Source organism: Lacimicrobium alkaliphilum (assembly GCF_001466725.1).
Taxonomy (GTDB): domain Bacteria; phylum Pseudomonadota; class Gammaproteobacteria; order Enterobacterales; family Alteromonadaceae; genus Lacimicrobium; species Lacimicrobium alkaliphilum_B.
In genome coordinates this window covers 54,204-67,867 of record NZ_CP013650.1, presented here as the reverse complement: position 1 = coordinate 67,867, position 13,664 = coordinate 54,204, and the positions used below count along the sequence as shown (strand labels likewise).

Below are 13,664 nucleotides of genomic sequence, written 5' to 3'. Positions count from 1 at the left end.
TTGTTTCCATAAACAGTGCCCCTGGCAGTAACAAAACCGCAATCAACCCCATTGCTACCCAAAAACACAAGGAATACCCATGAAGCCAGTGCTCGTTGCATTGATCGCATTTTTCTCACTACAAGTTTACCCGGCAGACTGGACAGAAAGCGCTGAAGTCGGAGCGCTATTCAAACAGGCCGGTGTGACAGGCACTTTTGTGCTCTATGATGTGGATGCCGGTAAGTTTACAGGCCACAATCAGGCCCGTTCTGAAATGCGCTTTATTCCTGCCTCTACCTTTAAAATAGCAAACAGCCTGATTGGCCTTTCTGTAAAAGCCGTCAGGAGCGTTGATGAGGTTTTGCCTTATGGTGGTCAACCTCAACCCTTCGATGTGTGGGAAAAAGACATGGCACTGCGCGAGGCTATCAAGGTGTCGAATGTGCCGATCTATCAGGAGCTGGCTCGCCGAATTGGCCTGGAGCGAATGGGCAAAAAGGTTTCGGAGCTTGGTTTTGGAAACAAAGAGATCGGTGACACAGTGGATAAGTTCTGGCTGGAGGGCCCGCTGATGATCAGCGCCGTCGAGCAGGCCAGGTTTCTGGCAAGGCTGGCCCAGGGCAAACTGCCAATAGCCCCGGATATCCAGCACAGCGTGCGCGAAATTGTTCTGCTGGAACAGGGTGGTAACTGGCAACTTTACGGCAAAACAGGTTGGGGAGTGGTCACTGATCCGGATATCGGCTGGTGGGTTGGCTGGGTGCAAAAAGGGGAGCGCCTGTATACCTTTGCATTGAATATCGATATTCAGCAGCGGGCCGACGTCAGCAAGCGCATTGAGATCGGTAAGGCCAGCCTTGAAACCCTGGGAGTACTGTGAGAGCAAAGGCAGAGCAGGCATGATTGAAATTAAACGTCCACAGCAGCTCGCGCGTTTGCGCCGCCTGGCCTTGTCTGCACAGGGTTTGTTGCAGGCACAGCCATATGGGCGTGGTCTGGCCGGGGCACGTCAAGCAATCAACCATATAGGCTATGTGCAGATCGATACCATATCGGTGGTAGAGCGAGCGCACCACCATGTTTTTTACTCCAGGGTGCCAGGATTCAGGCCCGCCATGACCCATAAAATGCTGCTCGACAGAGACATTTTCGAGTATTGGTCACATGCCGCGGCTTTTTTACCCATCGCAGATTTTCGCTTCTCGTTACCCTATAAACATGCCATCAAGAGTGGCCAGACCCATTGGAACAAAAACCCTGATAAGAAGCTTATGGGTGAACTGCTGGCCCGCATAAGTTCAGAGGGGCCGATACGCTCCCGCGATATCGAAAGCAGCACCAGTAAAGGCGCCGGCTGGTGGGACTGGAAGCCCGCCAAAAAGGCACTCGAACAACTCTATATGCAGGGCGATCTGATGGTCAGTGACCGCGAAGGTTTCCAGAAAACCTATGATCTGACCGAGCGGGTACTGCCCTCTGACGTCAATACACAGATGCCTGACATGCATGAATTTGCCGCCTATCTGCTGAACCAGCAGCTAGGCTGCCACGGGCTGGCTTCACTTAAAGGACTGACTTACCAGCGTCGCAGTACTGAACTGCGTAATGCCATGAAAACGCTGGTAAACGACAGGCTCGCGCAGGACTCGTTGGAACAGGTACAGTTAGAAAATGGCGAAGTATTTGTGCTGGAAACAGGGGCGCTCGAGCGCCCTCTGCCACGCTTAAACAACCGCATGCTGATTCTGTCGCCCTTCGACAATAGCGTTATACAACGGGACAGGCTCAGGGCGCTGTTTGAATATGACTATCAGATAGAGTGTTATGTACCGGCAGCCAAAAGGCAATATGGTTACTTTTGTCTGCCGCTGCTGTATCGGGATAAATTTATTGGCCGGATGGATTGCAAAGCCCATCGGAAAAACAGCCATTTAGAGATCAAGGCGCTGTATTTGCACCAACATCACTTTGATCAGGATGCTGTTATGAGCGCGTTTGCGCAAGCCGTCGCAGCATTCAGGCAGTTTCAGAATTGTGACTCTGTGTCGTTAACCAGTGCCAGTCCGGAACATCTGACCCGGGAATTACGCCGCGCGCTTGAAGCAGCAGGGTGATATTGGAGTCAGACAATACTGGCAGCGCTATAAATAACAAAGGGGGCGTAATGAGCCGGAAACACCATTTTGAATTAATGGCCTCTTATAACCAGTGGATGAATGAAAAAATTTATCGGGCTGCGGGTCAGCTCAATGGCTCAGAACTCGCTGAAGAGCGCGGCGCCTTCTTCGGGTCTGTTCTGGGCACCTTAAATCACATCGTTGTTGGTGACACCATCTGGCTACAGCGCTTTGCCACACACCCGTCGTGCACAGCATCTTTACAGGAGGTCGCAGAGATGCCATCCCCCACCCGCCTGAATCAGATTGTTTTTGATGATTTCACTGAGCTGCACCAGCACCGCAGCTGGCTGGACCAACAAATTATCAACTGGATCGCCGGGCTCCGCGAGGGCGATCTGGATGATGTTCTCAGCTACCACAATACCCAGGGGATTGCTGCCAACAAACGATTCTCAAACCTGATTCTTCACTTTTTTAATCACCAGACTCATCATCGGGGCCAGATCTCTGTTTTGCTGTCACAATCAGGTCTGGATATTGGCGTGACAGATTTATTGGCACTTATCCCGCAAGAGGCTACTGATAGCAGAATGTAAAGATTGACGGCAAAGCTGCGGGGAACAACTAAGGTATAACGAGCGCAGGCAACTAAGGGGTAAATATGAATGACTTAATAGCACCAACAGCACTCTGGTGCGCCACCATTATTGAGGCCATTGGTATCGGCACTATTACCCTGTTTGCGCTGTATGCGTTATTTAACGCCATAATCAGGATGATAAGGAAAGAAGATAGCGACTCCATCTTCCAGGAGCTGCGCCAGTCACTGGGCCGCGGCATTTTGCTTGGTCTGGAATTTCTGATTGCCTCAGACATTATCTATACGGTGGCCGTGGAGCTGACCTTTGAGACCATCGGGGTGCTGGGCATCGTGGTACTGATACGCACCTTCCTCAGCCTGACCCTGGAAGTAGAGATGAGCGGCAAGTGGCCCTGGCAGAATAATCAGTAGTTTAGCGATGTCTAGAAAACTGGGGGCCTATTAAAGGAGCGGGAATAAAATGCATTCTTTACTGGTATCTGCAGGTCTTTTGTCAATTGTTGTTGGTCTGGTTCACTCTGCTCTCGGTGAATTTCTTATTTTTAAGAAACTGAGAAATAACTCAGTGGTACCTAATGTTGCTGTTCCGCCAATACGGGAGAGGAATATCCGGATATTGTGGGCCACCTGGCATCTTGCAAGTATTTTAGGTTTCGCAATGGGAGCAATACTCATTCAACTGGCAGAAATGTCTGTTCCCCCGGCGTTTGTCGTCCAGCCCATTGCCTTTTCAATGGCGATGGCTGGCGCGCTGGTATGCTATGCAACTAACGGCAGACACCCCGGCTGGGCAGGGCTTTTGGGGGTTGCCGTATTGTGCTGGCTGGCATAACGTATAGAGCGTTAATCGCACAGCAGTAGTGCCCTTTTCTGAATCGCATTAGTGCAGGGGTTGTTGCCAGCAAACAGACGCTTTGTGGTTGCAGCAGATTTTTAAGAATAATAATTCCATCTTCAATTCAGACAGGACGAATATGAAAAAACTAATCTATCTGGCTGTTATCGCGTTGGTGTTTTGTAGCTCACCACTGCTGGCTAAAGCTAAACCTGAAGTGACACAGGTCAGCCCGTTTACTATCGGCGAAAAAGTCACGTTTCACTCCGCCATATTAAATGAAAACCGGGTGCTGAACATTTACCTGCCAGGCAGCTATGCCGAAAACACTGACAAAAATTATCCGGTGATTTATCTGCTGGATGGCTCGGCGGATGAGGATTTTGTACACCTATCCGGGCTGGTTCAGTTTGGCTCATTGTCATGGATACATCTGCTGCCGGAAACCATTGTTGTGGGGATCGCCAATGTCGACCGAAAGCGCGACTTTACCTACCCCTCTGATAATAAACAGGATATAGAAGAGTTTCCGACCCATGGCGGATCGGCAAACTTTATTAAGGTGATTGGTGAAGAAATTCAGCCACTGGTAGAAAGTAAATATCGCACCAGCGCAGAAAAAACCATCATAGGCCAATCCTTAGGTGGCTTGCTGGCCACTGAAATCTTATTAAAAAGCCCGACGTTATTTGATAACTACATTATTATCAGCCCGAGTTTATGGTGGGATGATGAATCCTTATTGAGCCTCGAGCCGGCACCACTCAACCCGGCCAAATCGGTTTATGTGGGCGTGGGCAAGGAAGGGCCGGTAATGGAGCGAGTGGCAAAAGCGCTGTTTGATAAATTAGAGAACGCAAAGCCTGAGAGCACTTCTGCCTACTTCGGCTTTTTTGAACAGCTCAATCATGGTGACACCCTTCATCTGGCGGCCTATGATGCTTTTGATAAAGTATTTAAGGTTCAAACAAAGTAATGCCGGGGCATCGACACGGCGTTTCAGAGGCGGCTCTGAGTCACGGAATCTATTAAGGGGCCGACTCCTGGCATGCGAGGAGTCGATATTAACCGGCTGAATCTGTTTTGCGCGGGTTTGCTTTAGTTGTATGGGCAGTCGGGCAGGGCCACTGCCCCTTATGTATGTGGAATCTGTCGCCCCTCCAGCAACAACGTTCAGCCAACTCTAAGGGCTTAGAGTTTTACCGGCAAGTCTGTACGCTCACTCTTCAGCCCGGTGCGGTCGACCGCCACAACCGCGATATCAGTGATCCGGCTGTCAGCCGGAAAACCAAACTCATGAGTATTTTTATTGAATATCCGATAGCGCCAGCGATCACTGTCTTTATAGTAAAGCACCCAACGAAATACCGGCTCGCTGCCGGTTTTTTGCCACTTAACCACCACTTCATCACCGCTCTGAATTTCAACAGCCGGTGGTTCAGGCGGGGTGCTGTCCAGCCAGGGTGAGGGCGGCACCAGTGCCTGGTTTGCGTAAATGTTCTGTGTCAGCACCTGATGAAAACGGGGATTGTCGGTGACCGTGCGCACATTCCAGAACACCTGCCCCGCTTGCTCCTGCAGCAACGCCCGGCTGAACATAATCTGATTCACCACCTCATCAATGCCCTGCACCGTGGCCACTTTGTTGCTGTTTAACCCCGGCCACAGGTGCCGGTCCTGAAAATTCTGTTGCTGCCACCAGGCCAGCAATACCGGAAAACTCTGGGCAACCCTGTTGGTATCCCAGTAAAGCTGCGGGGTAAAATAGTCCAGCCAGCCCTGATTAAGCCACAACCTGGCATCGGCAAACAGCGTGTCATACTGATCTAAACCGGCTATGGTCTCGGGCGATTGCGGCCGCCAGATGCCAAAAGGGCTGATGCCGACTTTCACATGGGGCTTGATGGCCTTAACCTGCTGATACAGGGTTTTTACGAAGCGATTGACTGCGTCTCTGCGCCAGTCATTCAGGGTTAAGCTGCCGCCCTCAGCGAGGTATTGCGCGTACTCGGCCCGATCCGGAAAGTCTTCGCCATCGTTATATGCGGGGTAAGGGTAGAAGTAATCGTCATAGTGGATGCCATCGATATCATAGCGGGAGACGATATCTTCAATCACAGCCAGAGAGTGGTTAACCGTTTCCTCACGGGTCGGATTCATCCAGTACATACCGTTGTTAAGCGCTTTGACCAGCTCAGGGTTGGTTTTGACCAGAGACTGCTCAGAAATCTCACCCCCTTCGAAGTGATGGGCACGGTAAGGATTGATCCAGGCATGCAGCTCCATGCCGCGGTTGTGAGCCTGTTCAATCCAGAACGAGAGCGGATCGTAAAAGGGCTCGGGGGGCTGCCCCTGCTCGCCGGTTAGATAGTAAGACCAGGGCTCCAGTTCACTCTGATATAAGGCGTCCGCATGGGGCCTGACCTGCAAAATCACTGCATTAAGGTTGGCAGAAGCCATACTGTCTAAAAGAGCAATGGCCTCCTGTTGTTGCTGTTGCGGGGACAGACCGGGCTCACTGGGCCAGTTAATATTCACCACCGAAGCCACCCAGGCGGCACGGAACTCGGTAGCCACCGTCTGGCGCTGTGCTTTTCCGTAATCAGGCACATCGGGCCCGAACAGCGCCCTGTAATTCAACAACCCCAACAACAAGATGCCAATCACGCCGATATACAGGCGTTCCTGCAGAGTGCGGGAAGACCAGAAGTGAATAACGGGTTCAAAGATGCGTTTGATTTGCATACTGCTTGCTTACCTGGGTATCTGAAGGGAATAAAAAACGCTTATGGCTCAGTCAATGTTGTTCGATTTTTTATAGCTGCTGATGGAGGCACTCAAAAACCTGGCCTTGGCAGACTGGCCGGGGAGTTTGTCCAGCACCGCCTCATAAGCGTCGAGATTATCCTGATTGAGATAAGGCCCGATACCCTGTGCAATGGTTCTGGAGACATGAAAGCTGCCTGTTCTGAGGTTCTTTATAAACAGCCCATCAATGGTCTGGTTCAGCTCAGGATAGCGCTGCAGCTCGGTCAGAGCCGACTCCATCACCTTATCGTCATAACTGTCATCCAACGCCTCCAGTAAAATCCGTGCATTGTCAGTAACGGGGGATTGCTGCTGCATCATTTCCAGGGCCTGATACTGAACCCGGCCTAAAGGGCTGGTCAGATACTCACCTGTGATAGCGGCCAGCTGTTCATCTTCAAACTGATGGCTGGCATATAACTCCTGCAGAGCTTTTAATGCTGCCACCAGCCGTTTTTCCTGTTCAAACATGGCGGCCCTGGGGTCGTCCTCTGAGGACGCGCACTCGCCGGTGTCCTGGCAGGCTTTTGCCTGATCCAGCGCGCTGATAATCTCTTCACGTTGCTGATAAAACTCATCAGGTAATGACCTTGCCTGTTGTTTATTGTCAGGCGCGGGCTGTTTATCTTTGCTGTTGGCTTCCTTCTGAGGTTTGTGAACCGGCGGTTGTGGCCCGGCCTGAGAAGCTGGCGCGGTGGCGTCGGCGACTTCACCCTGCGACCAGGGTTGCCACAGATAAAGTGCTATGGCGCAAACGGCTGCAATAAATAGCAATTTTTTGATCATGACTTCAGCCTTCTTATCAGCAACAGCGCCAGTATCCAGTAACTGACTGAACCACCACCAGAGTCATCAGGACTTGAGGGTGGTGGGGCCGGAGGTGTTGGCGTTTCACTGTCGTCCGGGCTGAATGACGTCCAGTCAGACAAAGTGGATGTGGGTAACAGACTGCCGCCATAGATATAACCACTCTGGGAATTCAGATTAACTTCATAGTAAATATCGTTATTGTCACCCAGTACCACCGTACCCATCACGTCAAGGGCCGTATCTTTGGTAACCCTGGCAATTTCATCCCCTTGCTCACCGGCCACGTCTTTTAGTGCAATACCATCAGATTTTGTCACGTAGATCTCATCGCCCGGCATGGCAATGATGCGATCTTCTTCGGCCAGATCATGATGCGTTGCCGATGATGCCCAGTCGCTGAAATCCCACAGGCCACCGGCATAGATATAACCCTGGTTGTCGCCGGAATATTGGATGCGATAATAACGGGACTGATCCGCCGGTGTGCCCGCTACAATATCCAGTATCTGGTAAACCTGCCCCACTACCGCATCTGCACCGGTATCGGTGCCTGCCGCGCTCTGGCGGATATTTATGGCTTTCTCAGCACTGATGCTCTGACCCACGGTAAAACTGTTCTCCAGATAGCCCATGCACGCGTGCTTTTCATGTACCGTTTTGGGGTAGGCATTACTTTGTTCCTCATCCAGTTCAATGGCCTGGGCAACTGAGACCCGATCAAATCTGGCGTTTAAGCAGGCTGCATCCTGCTGCTGCGCAACACAATGGAAAGTGTCACTTTCGAGCAGGCAGATCTCGCCGCTATTGAGTTTTAAATAATTGTATTGCCAGGGATATTCAGGATTTTCCAGTGAATAGGGCGGCGGCTCATATTCCGGTACACAAAATTCGACGCCTTCCATCATGCAGGGAACGTCAACAGGAGCGGTTTTATTATTATCGGCAATATAATTCAGCCAGGATTTGGCTTCATATTTACCCAGAAAGCCTTCGTCCTGCCAGGCCGGACTCTGATACCAGCGACAAATCTGGCTCGGCCCGCCGTTATAGGCGGAATAGGCCGCGCGGGTTCTTTCCTGCCAGTTCTCGGGGTCTGCAATACAACTGGCCTGTGCGGCGTTTTGCCACTCGGCGTAGAAAATTTCCATGGCGTAGAGCAGGTTTTCGAAAATCTGCCAGCCTTTGCCCTCATTGATTCTGGCGAAGTGCCAGCGATCATCGATTTGCATCATGCCATGACCATGGCCGGAGTCACCCCGCATCATCTTCATTCTGCCATCAAGAACCGAATCCCGATAATGGCTCCAGAAGGTTTCCTGATTCGCGACCGCCTTGATCGCCTCAATCCAGGCATTTTCTTCGTCCTCTGAGGCATCAGGCTTACGCACAGACAGGTAGTAGGTGGCGGCATCCCGGATGGTGGCGTTCAGCTCATCCATATAGCGCGCACGCTCTTCGCTGGTGGGTTGTGAGGTGTCGAACACAATATCTGACAGGTAGGTACTGACAAAATCCGGATCACCAAAAGGTTCAATATCACAATATGCCGGTGCCGTACCAAAGTTCCAGCTGGTATTGTCCACTATCTTGTGGGCACATAAATAGTCGGCCTCGGTATCATTGGGAGCGGCTCCCGCACCAAAGCCAGCTAAGGTAACTATGCTCAGCAGAACGCGTTGATAAACCTTCAAAAATTTATTCCCTTAAAGAGCGCCTTTAGAGAATAAGTTATTCAATGCTGCCGTGAAAGTCAAACTAATAATGGGTTTTACTTCATCGGTGGTGGCAGCTATAACTAACCTGTACTGCACGGTCAGCAATCTGTATTCTGATACACCGAAACTCAAAAAGGAGAGTGATGATGAGCGAGAAAGAAGCTTACGAGAAAAAGCTACAGGCACAACTGGATGAGTGGAATTCAGAGATTGACAAGCTCAAGGCAAAAGCTGATAAAGCCGAGGCCGATGCGCAACTGGAATATTACCAACAGATTGACGCGTTGCGTGAAAAGCAGGAAAAGTCGAATCAGAAACTTGATGAACTTAAATCGGCCAGCGATGACGCTTGGAAAGACTTGAAAACAGGCATTGATAGTGCACTGGATTCACTTGGCCGTTCGCTGGAGTCGGCAAAATCCAGATTTAAGTAAGCATTTTATCTTTGTGGCCGGCATTTTACCGGCCCGGTGGCAATTTCTGGTTTCCTGGCTCCCAACCCCTTCACCCGCGCTTTCACCAATCACGAAAAACCTACTTGAAAATACGTCCTGGCAACAGGAAGCATCCCTATGCGGAATTTATTTATCTTTGTTATAGTCGAAGGCTCCGTGTGCGACTTTGTTTCCACCAGCTCTGGCGATGATATAGCATTCGGTGAATAATATACTCCTTCCAGAGGCCTTTGGCAGACGATGGTCTGCTGGCCAGTTGGTAAATTATTAAGATAGCACTGCTTTATTAAGCCGGGTTCAGGCACATCGAAAAGGAAAGGGAGTTACATGGAAAGTACCAACATCCTGGCAATATCCGGCAGCCTGAGATCGGGTTCATTTAACACCGCTGCCATTGAAGCCATACACCAACTATCTCCATCAAATATTGAGATTAATATATACCGGGAACTGGGTAACATCCCCCTGTTTAATCCCGATATTGATGCGAAGACCCTTCCCGTGATCAACAGACTCATTGCGGCGCTGCGAGACGCAGACGGCTTGATCATTGCGAGCCCCGAATACGCCCACGGCATAAGCGGAGTGATGAAGAATGCGTTAGACTGGCTGGTAGCCGGAGAGGAGTTTGTTGCTATGCCCATCGCACTTATTAATACCTCTCCCCGCGCGATTCATGCTCTGGCGTCTTTGCGGGAAATTCTGACAACCATGTCTGGCGTTATTGTCGATGAGGCTTGTTTATCCTTACCCCTTCTGGGCAGCGGCATGAGCGCAAACGACATAGTACATGAACCAACATTCGCAGAGCCTCTGCAAAACAGTCTGTTTGAGTTTTGCAGCGCAATTCAGGCGTCGCAACCCGGAAAATACAGCGGGCAGAACCATTGATGACTTCGAGCCTGCTTCGCACGGTGTCCGGGCAGGATCTATGCGGAGATTGCGGATTGATATCAACCGGACCAGATAATGTACCGACATTGTCGAGCCCACACATCTGTGTCCGACTTAAGGATATCATCTGAATGGTTTATTCTGGCAGTCAGAAGAAGCCATAATGGAATGTAAATAACATGGAGACATCAAATGTCTGAACTGGTCCTCACCACTTTCGACTGGGTTCCCGACATGCCCCGGGGCTATGTGCGAGATCTGAGAGTTCGCTGGGCACTGGAAGAGGCCGGTTTGCCGTACCGCGTCGAGACTGTGCCTTTCCGGGAACGGGAAGCCGCGCATTTTTCCAGCCAGCCTTTCGGGCAGGTGCCCTGGCTGACCGATGGTGATATCTCAATTTTCGAGAGCGGCGCAATCCTGCTGCATCTGGCACAGCAAAGTAATGTGCTGATGCCAACGGACCCCCGCAGCAGAAGCGAAGTAACCATGTGGCTGTTCGCCGCACTGAACTCGGTGGAAGCTGCCAGCCTGCCCTGGTCCATTTTCAAGTTCTCAGGCGACACCACAGAAACGCCGGGGCGCCAGCATCTGGAGAATTTCCTCGAATCGCGGCTGCGGCATATGGAGCAGGTGTTGGAAGATCGCGAATGGCTGGCCAATGGCTCTTTTTCTGTTGCCGACATACTGATGGCCGATGTACTGCGCCTGGTGGATCGGTTCAACGGGCTGGCGGAATACCCTGCCTGTCGTGACTATGTTGCTCGTGCCACCGATCGTCCGGCTTTCGCCAAAGCCTATGCGGATCAGATGGGGCATTTCGCTGCGGCAGACTGACAATTCAGTGACTGCTCTGTCAGCCCTTTCAGTGGAAATTAAAACAGCACAACAGACGGCTAAAATACCTGGATGCTCAGGCTAATAGCGATTCACTATTGAGAACAGGATTGAAGAATTGGTACTCCAGGTGAGAAACTCAGTCCACCAGCTATTAACCCGGTGACAAGGAGCCACCATGAATCAACCGTTATCACGTCCCCCTGAGCAGCTTTCAGATCATCAAAGGAAGTTCGGCACTCTGCAGCAAGACTGCCCGGTACAGGCTGCACTGGATATTTTGCGGGGACGCTGGAAACCATCCATTCTTTTTGAATTAAAGGCGCACTGTCGGCGCTACTCAGAATTACAGCGCGCCCTGCCACGTATTTCAGCCCAGGCCTTAACCACCCAGCTGAAGCAACTGGAAGCCGATGGACTGATAGAACGGCAAGTCTATGCCGAAGTGCCTGTGCGGGTCGAGTATCGTTTATCTGAGTTTGGCGCCTCATTATCTGAGGTCATGGACAGTCTGGAAAGCTGGGGCAGTTCCTATCTGGCCTACCGTAAAGATCACCTTTAGGCGGCTTTTTCTACTCACAATTCAGTGAGTAACTCACAGCTTTGGTCGTGGATGCAAACTCTGAAGACCTGAATAATAAACTCTTCGTTCTGCACTATTCAGCAAAAGGAGTTTATTTTATGCCACGACTATTAATGATTAATTCCAGCGGACGTCACACCCGTTCTGTTACCCGTAGCCTGACCCGGCAGTTTGCCGAACGCTGGCTCGCTGCTCATCCAGCAGGTGAACTGACTGAACGGGACGTAACGCTGCAACCTCCCACTGTGGTCAACGAAGCCTGGATTGCCAGTGCCTTTGCGCCACCGCAAGATCGCTCCCCGGTAGCACAGGCGGTATTGTCTGAAAGCGAACTATTGCTGACAGAAATTGAAGAGGCCGACGCGCTGGTACTGGGCGTGCCTATGTACAATTTCGGCTTGCCTTCGCAGCTGAAGGCCTACTTTGATCAGATTATCCGGGTCAATCGCTCCTTTGGTTTCGATCCTCAGGCTCCGAACCCTTATCAACCGCTGCTGACCGATAAACCCGTCACTATTATTGTGTCGGTAGGTGATGGCGACCTGTTGCCGGGCGGCCCGCTGTCACAACTCAATTTTCTGGAGCCCCATCTGACCACCATGCTCAATTTTATCGGCCTGAACAGTATCGAATTTGTACGGGTAGGCTACGAAGAATTTCAGGACGGGCGCTTAAAGCGCGCCTTGAAATCCGCCGAACAGGCTATAGCCCAGAGGGCGGCAGCCTAACAAATCAGACTAACCGCCAGACCAGACAGATATAACCCGAGACCAAAAGCCATATGTGTGAGCAGGCTCTGCAATCTGGCCGCGTTCGGGTTGGGCATTTTTGAGCCGGCAAAACCGGCTCCCATGCCTGGCTGCATAAGCAAAAAGGGCGCCGCTATTGTGCCAGTTCCAACCGCAAAAGCGGGACCCATGGTGGGGTTCTGGATCCATGCAGGGCCACTGATACCAATCAGCAGGGCCGCAAACGCGATGCCGGTCAGATAATGGGCTACCCATCCAATAATCTGTTCCGCAGCTATGGAAGGTGATGCGGCAATAGACTTATGGCAGAACTGCCCGTGGGTCATATGGGCTATCCAGCGGCCCAGCATGGCATAGTTGGGTGGTGGTACGCCGAGCAAGGGCTTGCGAAGCGCACCCCATAAGTCCATCACAGCAGTGGCCCCTATACCGATAATTACAATTGACAGTAAATTTTGCATCATCCTTTCCTGGCTTGTTTTAACTGGGAACTGCTGATAGCGTACAACTTAAAGTTAACTTTAAGTCAAGGGCGGGTATGGATATTTCTGAAGTCACTAAACGTTCAGGCATTCCTGCCTCAACATTGCGCTACTACGAAGAAAAGGGGTTGATTCGCTCCATCGGCAGACAGGGAATACGCCGTCAGTTTGGCGCCAGCGTGTTAGAACAACTGGCACTCATCGCACTGGGGCGTTCAGCGGGTTTCTCACTGGACGAAATTAAGCAGATGTCAGGAGGTAAGGGAGAACCGGAGATTGACCGGCAAATGTTATCAGACAAGGCAGATGAACTTGATGCATCCATCCGCAAGCTGACCGCCATGCGCGATGGCCTGCGACATGCGGCAGTTTGTTCCGCGCCGAGCCATATGCAATGCCCGACCTTCCGCCGCCTGCTAGGATTGGCAGCCGCCGGCGTTATTGGCACAGATAAAAAGAAAGCACAGCGAGAACGACACCATAGGCCAGGTTAACAAGTGCGCTCTGGCTGCGATTCTGATGTAATAACCAGGTTATGTATTATCAGAGGTTCGGATGCGACCAGAATTAAGGAAGAAAATATCAACAGTCTGCGCCAGTAAGATTGCTGCCAGGGGCGAATCTGTCGGGCTGTCATTTTATGCCTTTTTCGCCAATAAGAATGATGATCCGGAGCTGCTAATGGAAGCCGCAACCTGGTGGATCAAAACCCATGAACTGGATCATTTTGAAAAAGCCGCAAAAATAAAACAGATGGTCGAGGCCGGGCTCTGATCGCACAAAGCGAACGTTGAAT

At 51.2% G+C, this 13,664-nt stretch carries 17 protein-coding genes; 13 read left to right on the top strand and 4 right to left on the bottom strand.

Features of this window, described 5'->3' with window-relative positions:
• Positions 1–79: 79 nt before the first annotated feature.
• From blaOXA to AT746_RS00350, 6 genes are all read left to right on the top strand, one after another.
• Positions 80–862 (top strand): class D beta-lactamase, encoded by a 783-nt coding sequence (gene blaOXA, locus AT746_RS00375; protein ID WP_062474853.1) that lies wholly within the window; start codon positions 80–82, stop codon positions 860–862.
• 19 nt (positions 863–881) lie between these two features.
• On the top strand, positions 882–2,096 hold the full coding sequence (locus tag AT746_RS00370; protein ID WP_062474851.1) for a winged helix-turn-helix domain-containing protein: 1,215 nt from the start codon (positions 882–884) through the stop codon (positions 2,094–2,096).
• 50 nt (positions 2,097–2,146) lie between these two features.
• A complete protein-coding gene (locus AT746_RS00365; RefSeq protein WP_062474848.1) occupies positions 2,147–2,698 on the top strand; it encodes a DinB family protein in 552 nt (183 codons plus the stop codon).
• 65 nt (positions 2,699–2,763) lie between these two features.
• The gene (locus tag AT746_RS00360; protein ID WP_062474845.1) at positions 2,764–3,114 is read left to right on the top strand and encodes a DUF1622 domain-containing protein; all 351 of its coding nucleotides are present in this window, start codon (positions 2,764–2,766) and stop codon (positions 3,112–3,114) included.
• A gap of 49 nt (positions 3,115–3,163) precedes the next feature.
• Positions 3,164–3,535: a hypothetical protein gene (locus AT746_RS00355; RefSeq protein ID WP_062474842.1), complete on the top strand. Its 372-nt coding sequence runs from the start codon at positions 3,164–3,166 to the stop codon at positions 3,533–3,535.
• 142 nt (positions 3,536–3,677) lie between these two features.
• Complete coding sequence (locus tag AT746_RS00350) at positions 3,678–4,514, top strand: alpha/beta hydrolase (protein WP_062474839.1); 837 nt, start codon at positions 3,678–3,680, stop codon at positions 4,512–4,514.
• 215 nt (positions 4,515–4,729) lie between these two features.
• Here AT746_RS00350 and AT746_RS00345 read toward each other — a convergent pair whose 3' ends face one another.
• From AT746_RS00345 to AT746_RS00335, 3 genes are read right to left on the bottom strand one after another with little or no spacing between them, the layout of a single operon-like run.
• Positions 4,730–6,283, bottom strand: coding sequence for a glycoside hydrolase family 10 protein (locus AT746_RS00345; RefSeq protein ID WP_062474836.1), 1,554 nt, complete (start codon positions 6,281–6,283; stop codon positions 4,730–4,732).
• Positions 6,284–6,331: 48 nt separating this feature from the next.
• Positions 6,332–7,132 (bottom strand): hypothetical protein, encoded by an 801-nt coding sequence (locus AT746_RS00340; protein ID WP_062474834.1) that lies wholly within the window; start codon positions 7,130–7,132, stop codon positions 6,332–6,334.
• Complete coding sequence (locus tag AT746_RS00335; protein WP_062474831.1) at positions 7,129–8,847, bottom strand: hypothetical protein; 1,719 nt, start codon at positions 8,845–8,847, stop codon at positions 7,129–7,131. Before AT746_RS00335 ends, AT746_RS00340 begins: the two co-directional genes overlap by 4 nt.
• Positions 8,848–9,014: 167 nt before the next feature.
• Between AT746_RS00335 and AT746_RS00330 the strand changes: the two genes are divergently transcribed.
• From AT746_RS00330 to AT746_RS00310, 5 genes are all read left to right on the top strand, one after another.
• Positions 9,015–9,305 carry a coiled coil domain-containing protein gene (locus AT746_RS00330; protein ID WP_231730986.1) on the top strand — a complete coding sequence of 97 codons (291 nt, stop codon included), beginning with the start codon at positions 9,015–9,017 and terminating at the stop codon, positions 9,303–9,305.
• Positions 9,306–9,653: 348 nt separating this feature from the next.
• Positions 9,654–10,217: an NADPH-dependent FMN reductase gene (locus tag AT746_RS00325; protein WP_062474825.1), complete on the top strand. Its 564-nt coding sequence runs from the start codon at positions 9,654–9,656 to the stop codon at positions 10,215–10,217.
• 195 nt (positions 10,218–10,412) lie between these two features.
• A complete protein-coding gene (locus AT746_RS00320; RefSeq protein ID WP_062474822.1) occupies positions 10,413–11,054 on the top strand; it encodes a glutathione S-transferase family protein in 642 nt (213 codons plus the stop codon).
• A 178-nt stretch (positions 11,055–11,232) separates the two neighbouring features.
• Complete coding sequence (locus AT746_RS00315) at positions 11,233–11,616, top strand: winged helix-turn-helix transcriptional regulator (RefSeq protein ID WP_082633084.1); 384 nt, start codon at positions 11,233–11,235, stop codon at positions 11,614–11,616.
• A 119-nt stretch (positions 11,617–11,735) separates the two neighbouring features.
• Positions 11,736–12,365, top strand: a complete 630-nt coding sequence (locus AT746_RS00310; RefSeq protein ID WP_062474820.1) for an FMN-dependent NADH-azoreductase — start codon at positions 11,736–11,738, stop codon at positions 12,363–12,365.
• Here the strand turns inward: AT746_RS00310 and AT746_RS00305 are convergent.
• Positions 12,362–12,847, bottom strand: a complete 486-nt coding sequence (locus AT746_RS00305) for a DUF2938 domain-containing protein (protein WP_062474817.1) — start codon at positions 12,845–12,847, stop codon at positions 12,362–12,364. The genes AT746_RS00310 and AT746_RS00305 overlap by 4 nt on opposite strands.
• A 77-nt stretch (positions 12,848–12,924) precedes the next feature.
• Here AT746_RS00305 and AT746_RS00300 point away from each other — a divergent pair, with 77 nt between their 5' ends.
• Positions 12,925–13,362 carry a helix-turn-helix domain-containing protein gene (locus tag AT746_RS00300; protein WP_062474815.1) on the top strand — a complete coding sequence of 146 codons (438 nt, stop codon included), beginning with the start codon at positions 12,925–12,927 and terminating at the stop codon, positions 13,360–13,362.
• A 61-nt stretch (positions 13,363–13,423) separates the two neighbouring features.
• Positions 13,424–13,642 carry a DUF6500 family protein gene (locus tag AT746_RS00295; RefSeq protein WP_062474812.1) on the top strand — a complete coding sequence of 73 codons (219 nt, stop codon included), beginning with the start codon at positions 13,424–13,426 and terminating at the stop codon, positions 13,640–13,642.
• Positions 13,643–13,664: the final 22 nt, after the last annotated feature.

Bases quoted from the DNA above. Each gene is read 5' to 3' on its own strand.
- AT746_RS00310 (WP_062474820.1), top strand. From the start codon at position 11,736: ATGCCACGACTATTAATGATTAATTCCAGCGGACGTCACACCCGTTCT.
- blaOXA (WP_062474853.1), top strand. From the start codon at position 80: ATGAAGCCAGTGCTCGTTGCATTGATCGCATTTTTCTCACTACAAGTT.
- AT746_RS00325 (WP_062474825.1), top strand. From the start codon at position 9,654: ATGGAAAGTACCAACATCCTGGCAATATCCGGCAGCCTGAGATCGGGT.
- AT746_RS00340 (WP_062474834.1), bottom strand. From the start codon at position 7,132: ATGATCAAAAAATTGCTATTTATTGCAGCCGTTTGCGCCATAGCACTT.
- AT746_RS00330 (WP_231730986.1), top strand. From the start codon at position 9,015: ATGATGAGCGAGAAAGAAGCTTACGAGAAAAAGCTACAGGCACAACTG.
- AT746_RS00365 (WP_062474848.1), top strand. From the start codon at position 2,147: ATGAGCCGGAAACACCATTTTGAATTAATGGCCTCTTATAACCAGTGG.
- AT746_RS00370 (WP_062474851.1), top strand. From the start codon at position 882: ATGATTGAAATTAAACGTCCACAGCAGCTCGCGCGTTTGCGCCGCCTG.
- AT746_RS00315 (WP_082633084.1), top strand. From the start codon at position 11,233: ATGAATCAACCGTTATCACGTCCCCCTGAGCAGCTTTCAGATCATCAA.
- AT746_RS00300 (WP_062474815.1), top strand. From the start codon at position 12,925: ATGGATATTTCTGAAGTCACTAAACGTTCAGGCATTCCTGCCTCAACA.
- AT746_RS00360 (WP_062474845.1), top strand. From the start codon at position 2,764: ATGAATGACTTAATAGCACCAACAGCACTCTGGTGCGCCACCATTATT.
- AT746_RS00350 (WP_062474839.1), top strand. From the start codon at position 3,678: ATGAAAAAACTAATCTATCTGGCTGTTATCGCGTTGGTGTTTTGTAGC.
- AT746_RS00320 (WP_062474822.1), top strand. From the start codon at position 10,413: ATGTCTGAACTGGTCCTCACCACTTTCGACTGGGTTCCCGACATGCCC.
- AT746_RS00305 (WP_062474817.1), bottom strand. From the start codon at position 12,847: ATGCAAAATTTACTGTCAATTGTAATTATCGGTATAGGGGCCACTGCT.
- AT746_RS00345 (WP_062474836.1), bottom strand. From the start codon at position 6,283: ATGCAAATCAAACGCATCTTTGAACCCGTTATTCACTTCTGGTCTTCC.
- AT746_RS00295 (WP_062474812.1), top strand. From the start codon at position 13,424: ATGCGACCAGAATTAAGGAAGAAAATATCAACAGTCTGCGCCAGTAAG.
- AT746_RS00355 (WP_062474842.1), top strand. From the start codon at position 3,164: ATGCATTCTTTACTGGTATCTGCAGGTCTTTTGTCAATTGTTGTTGGT.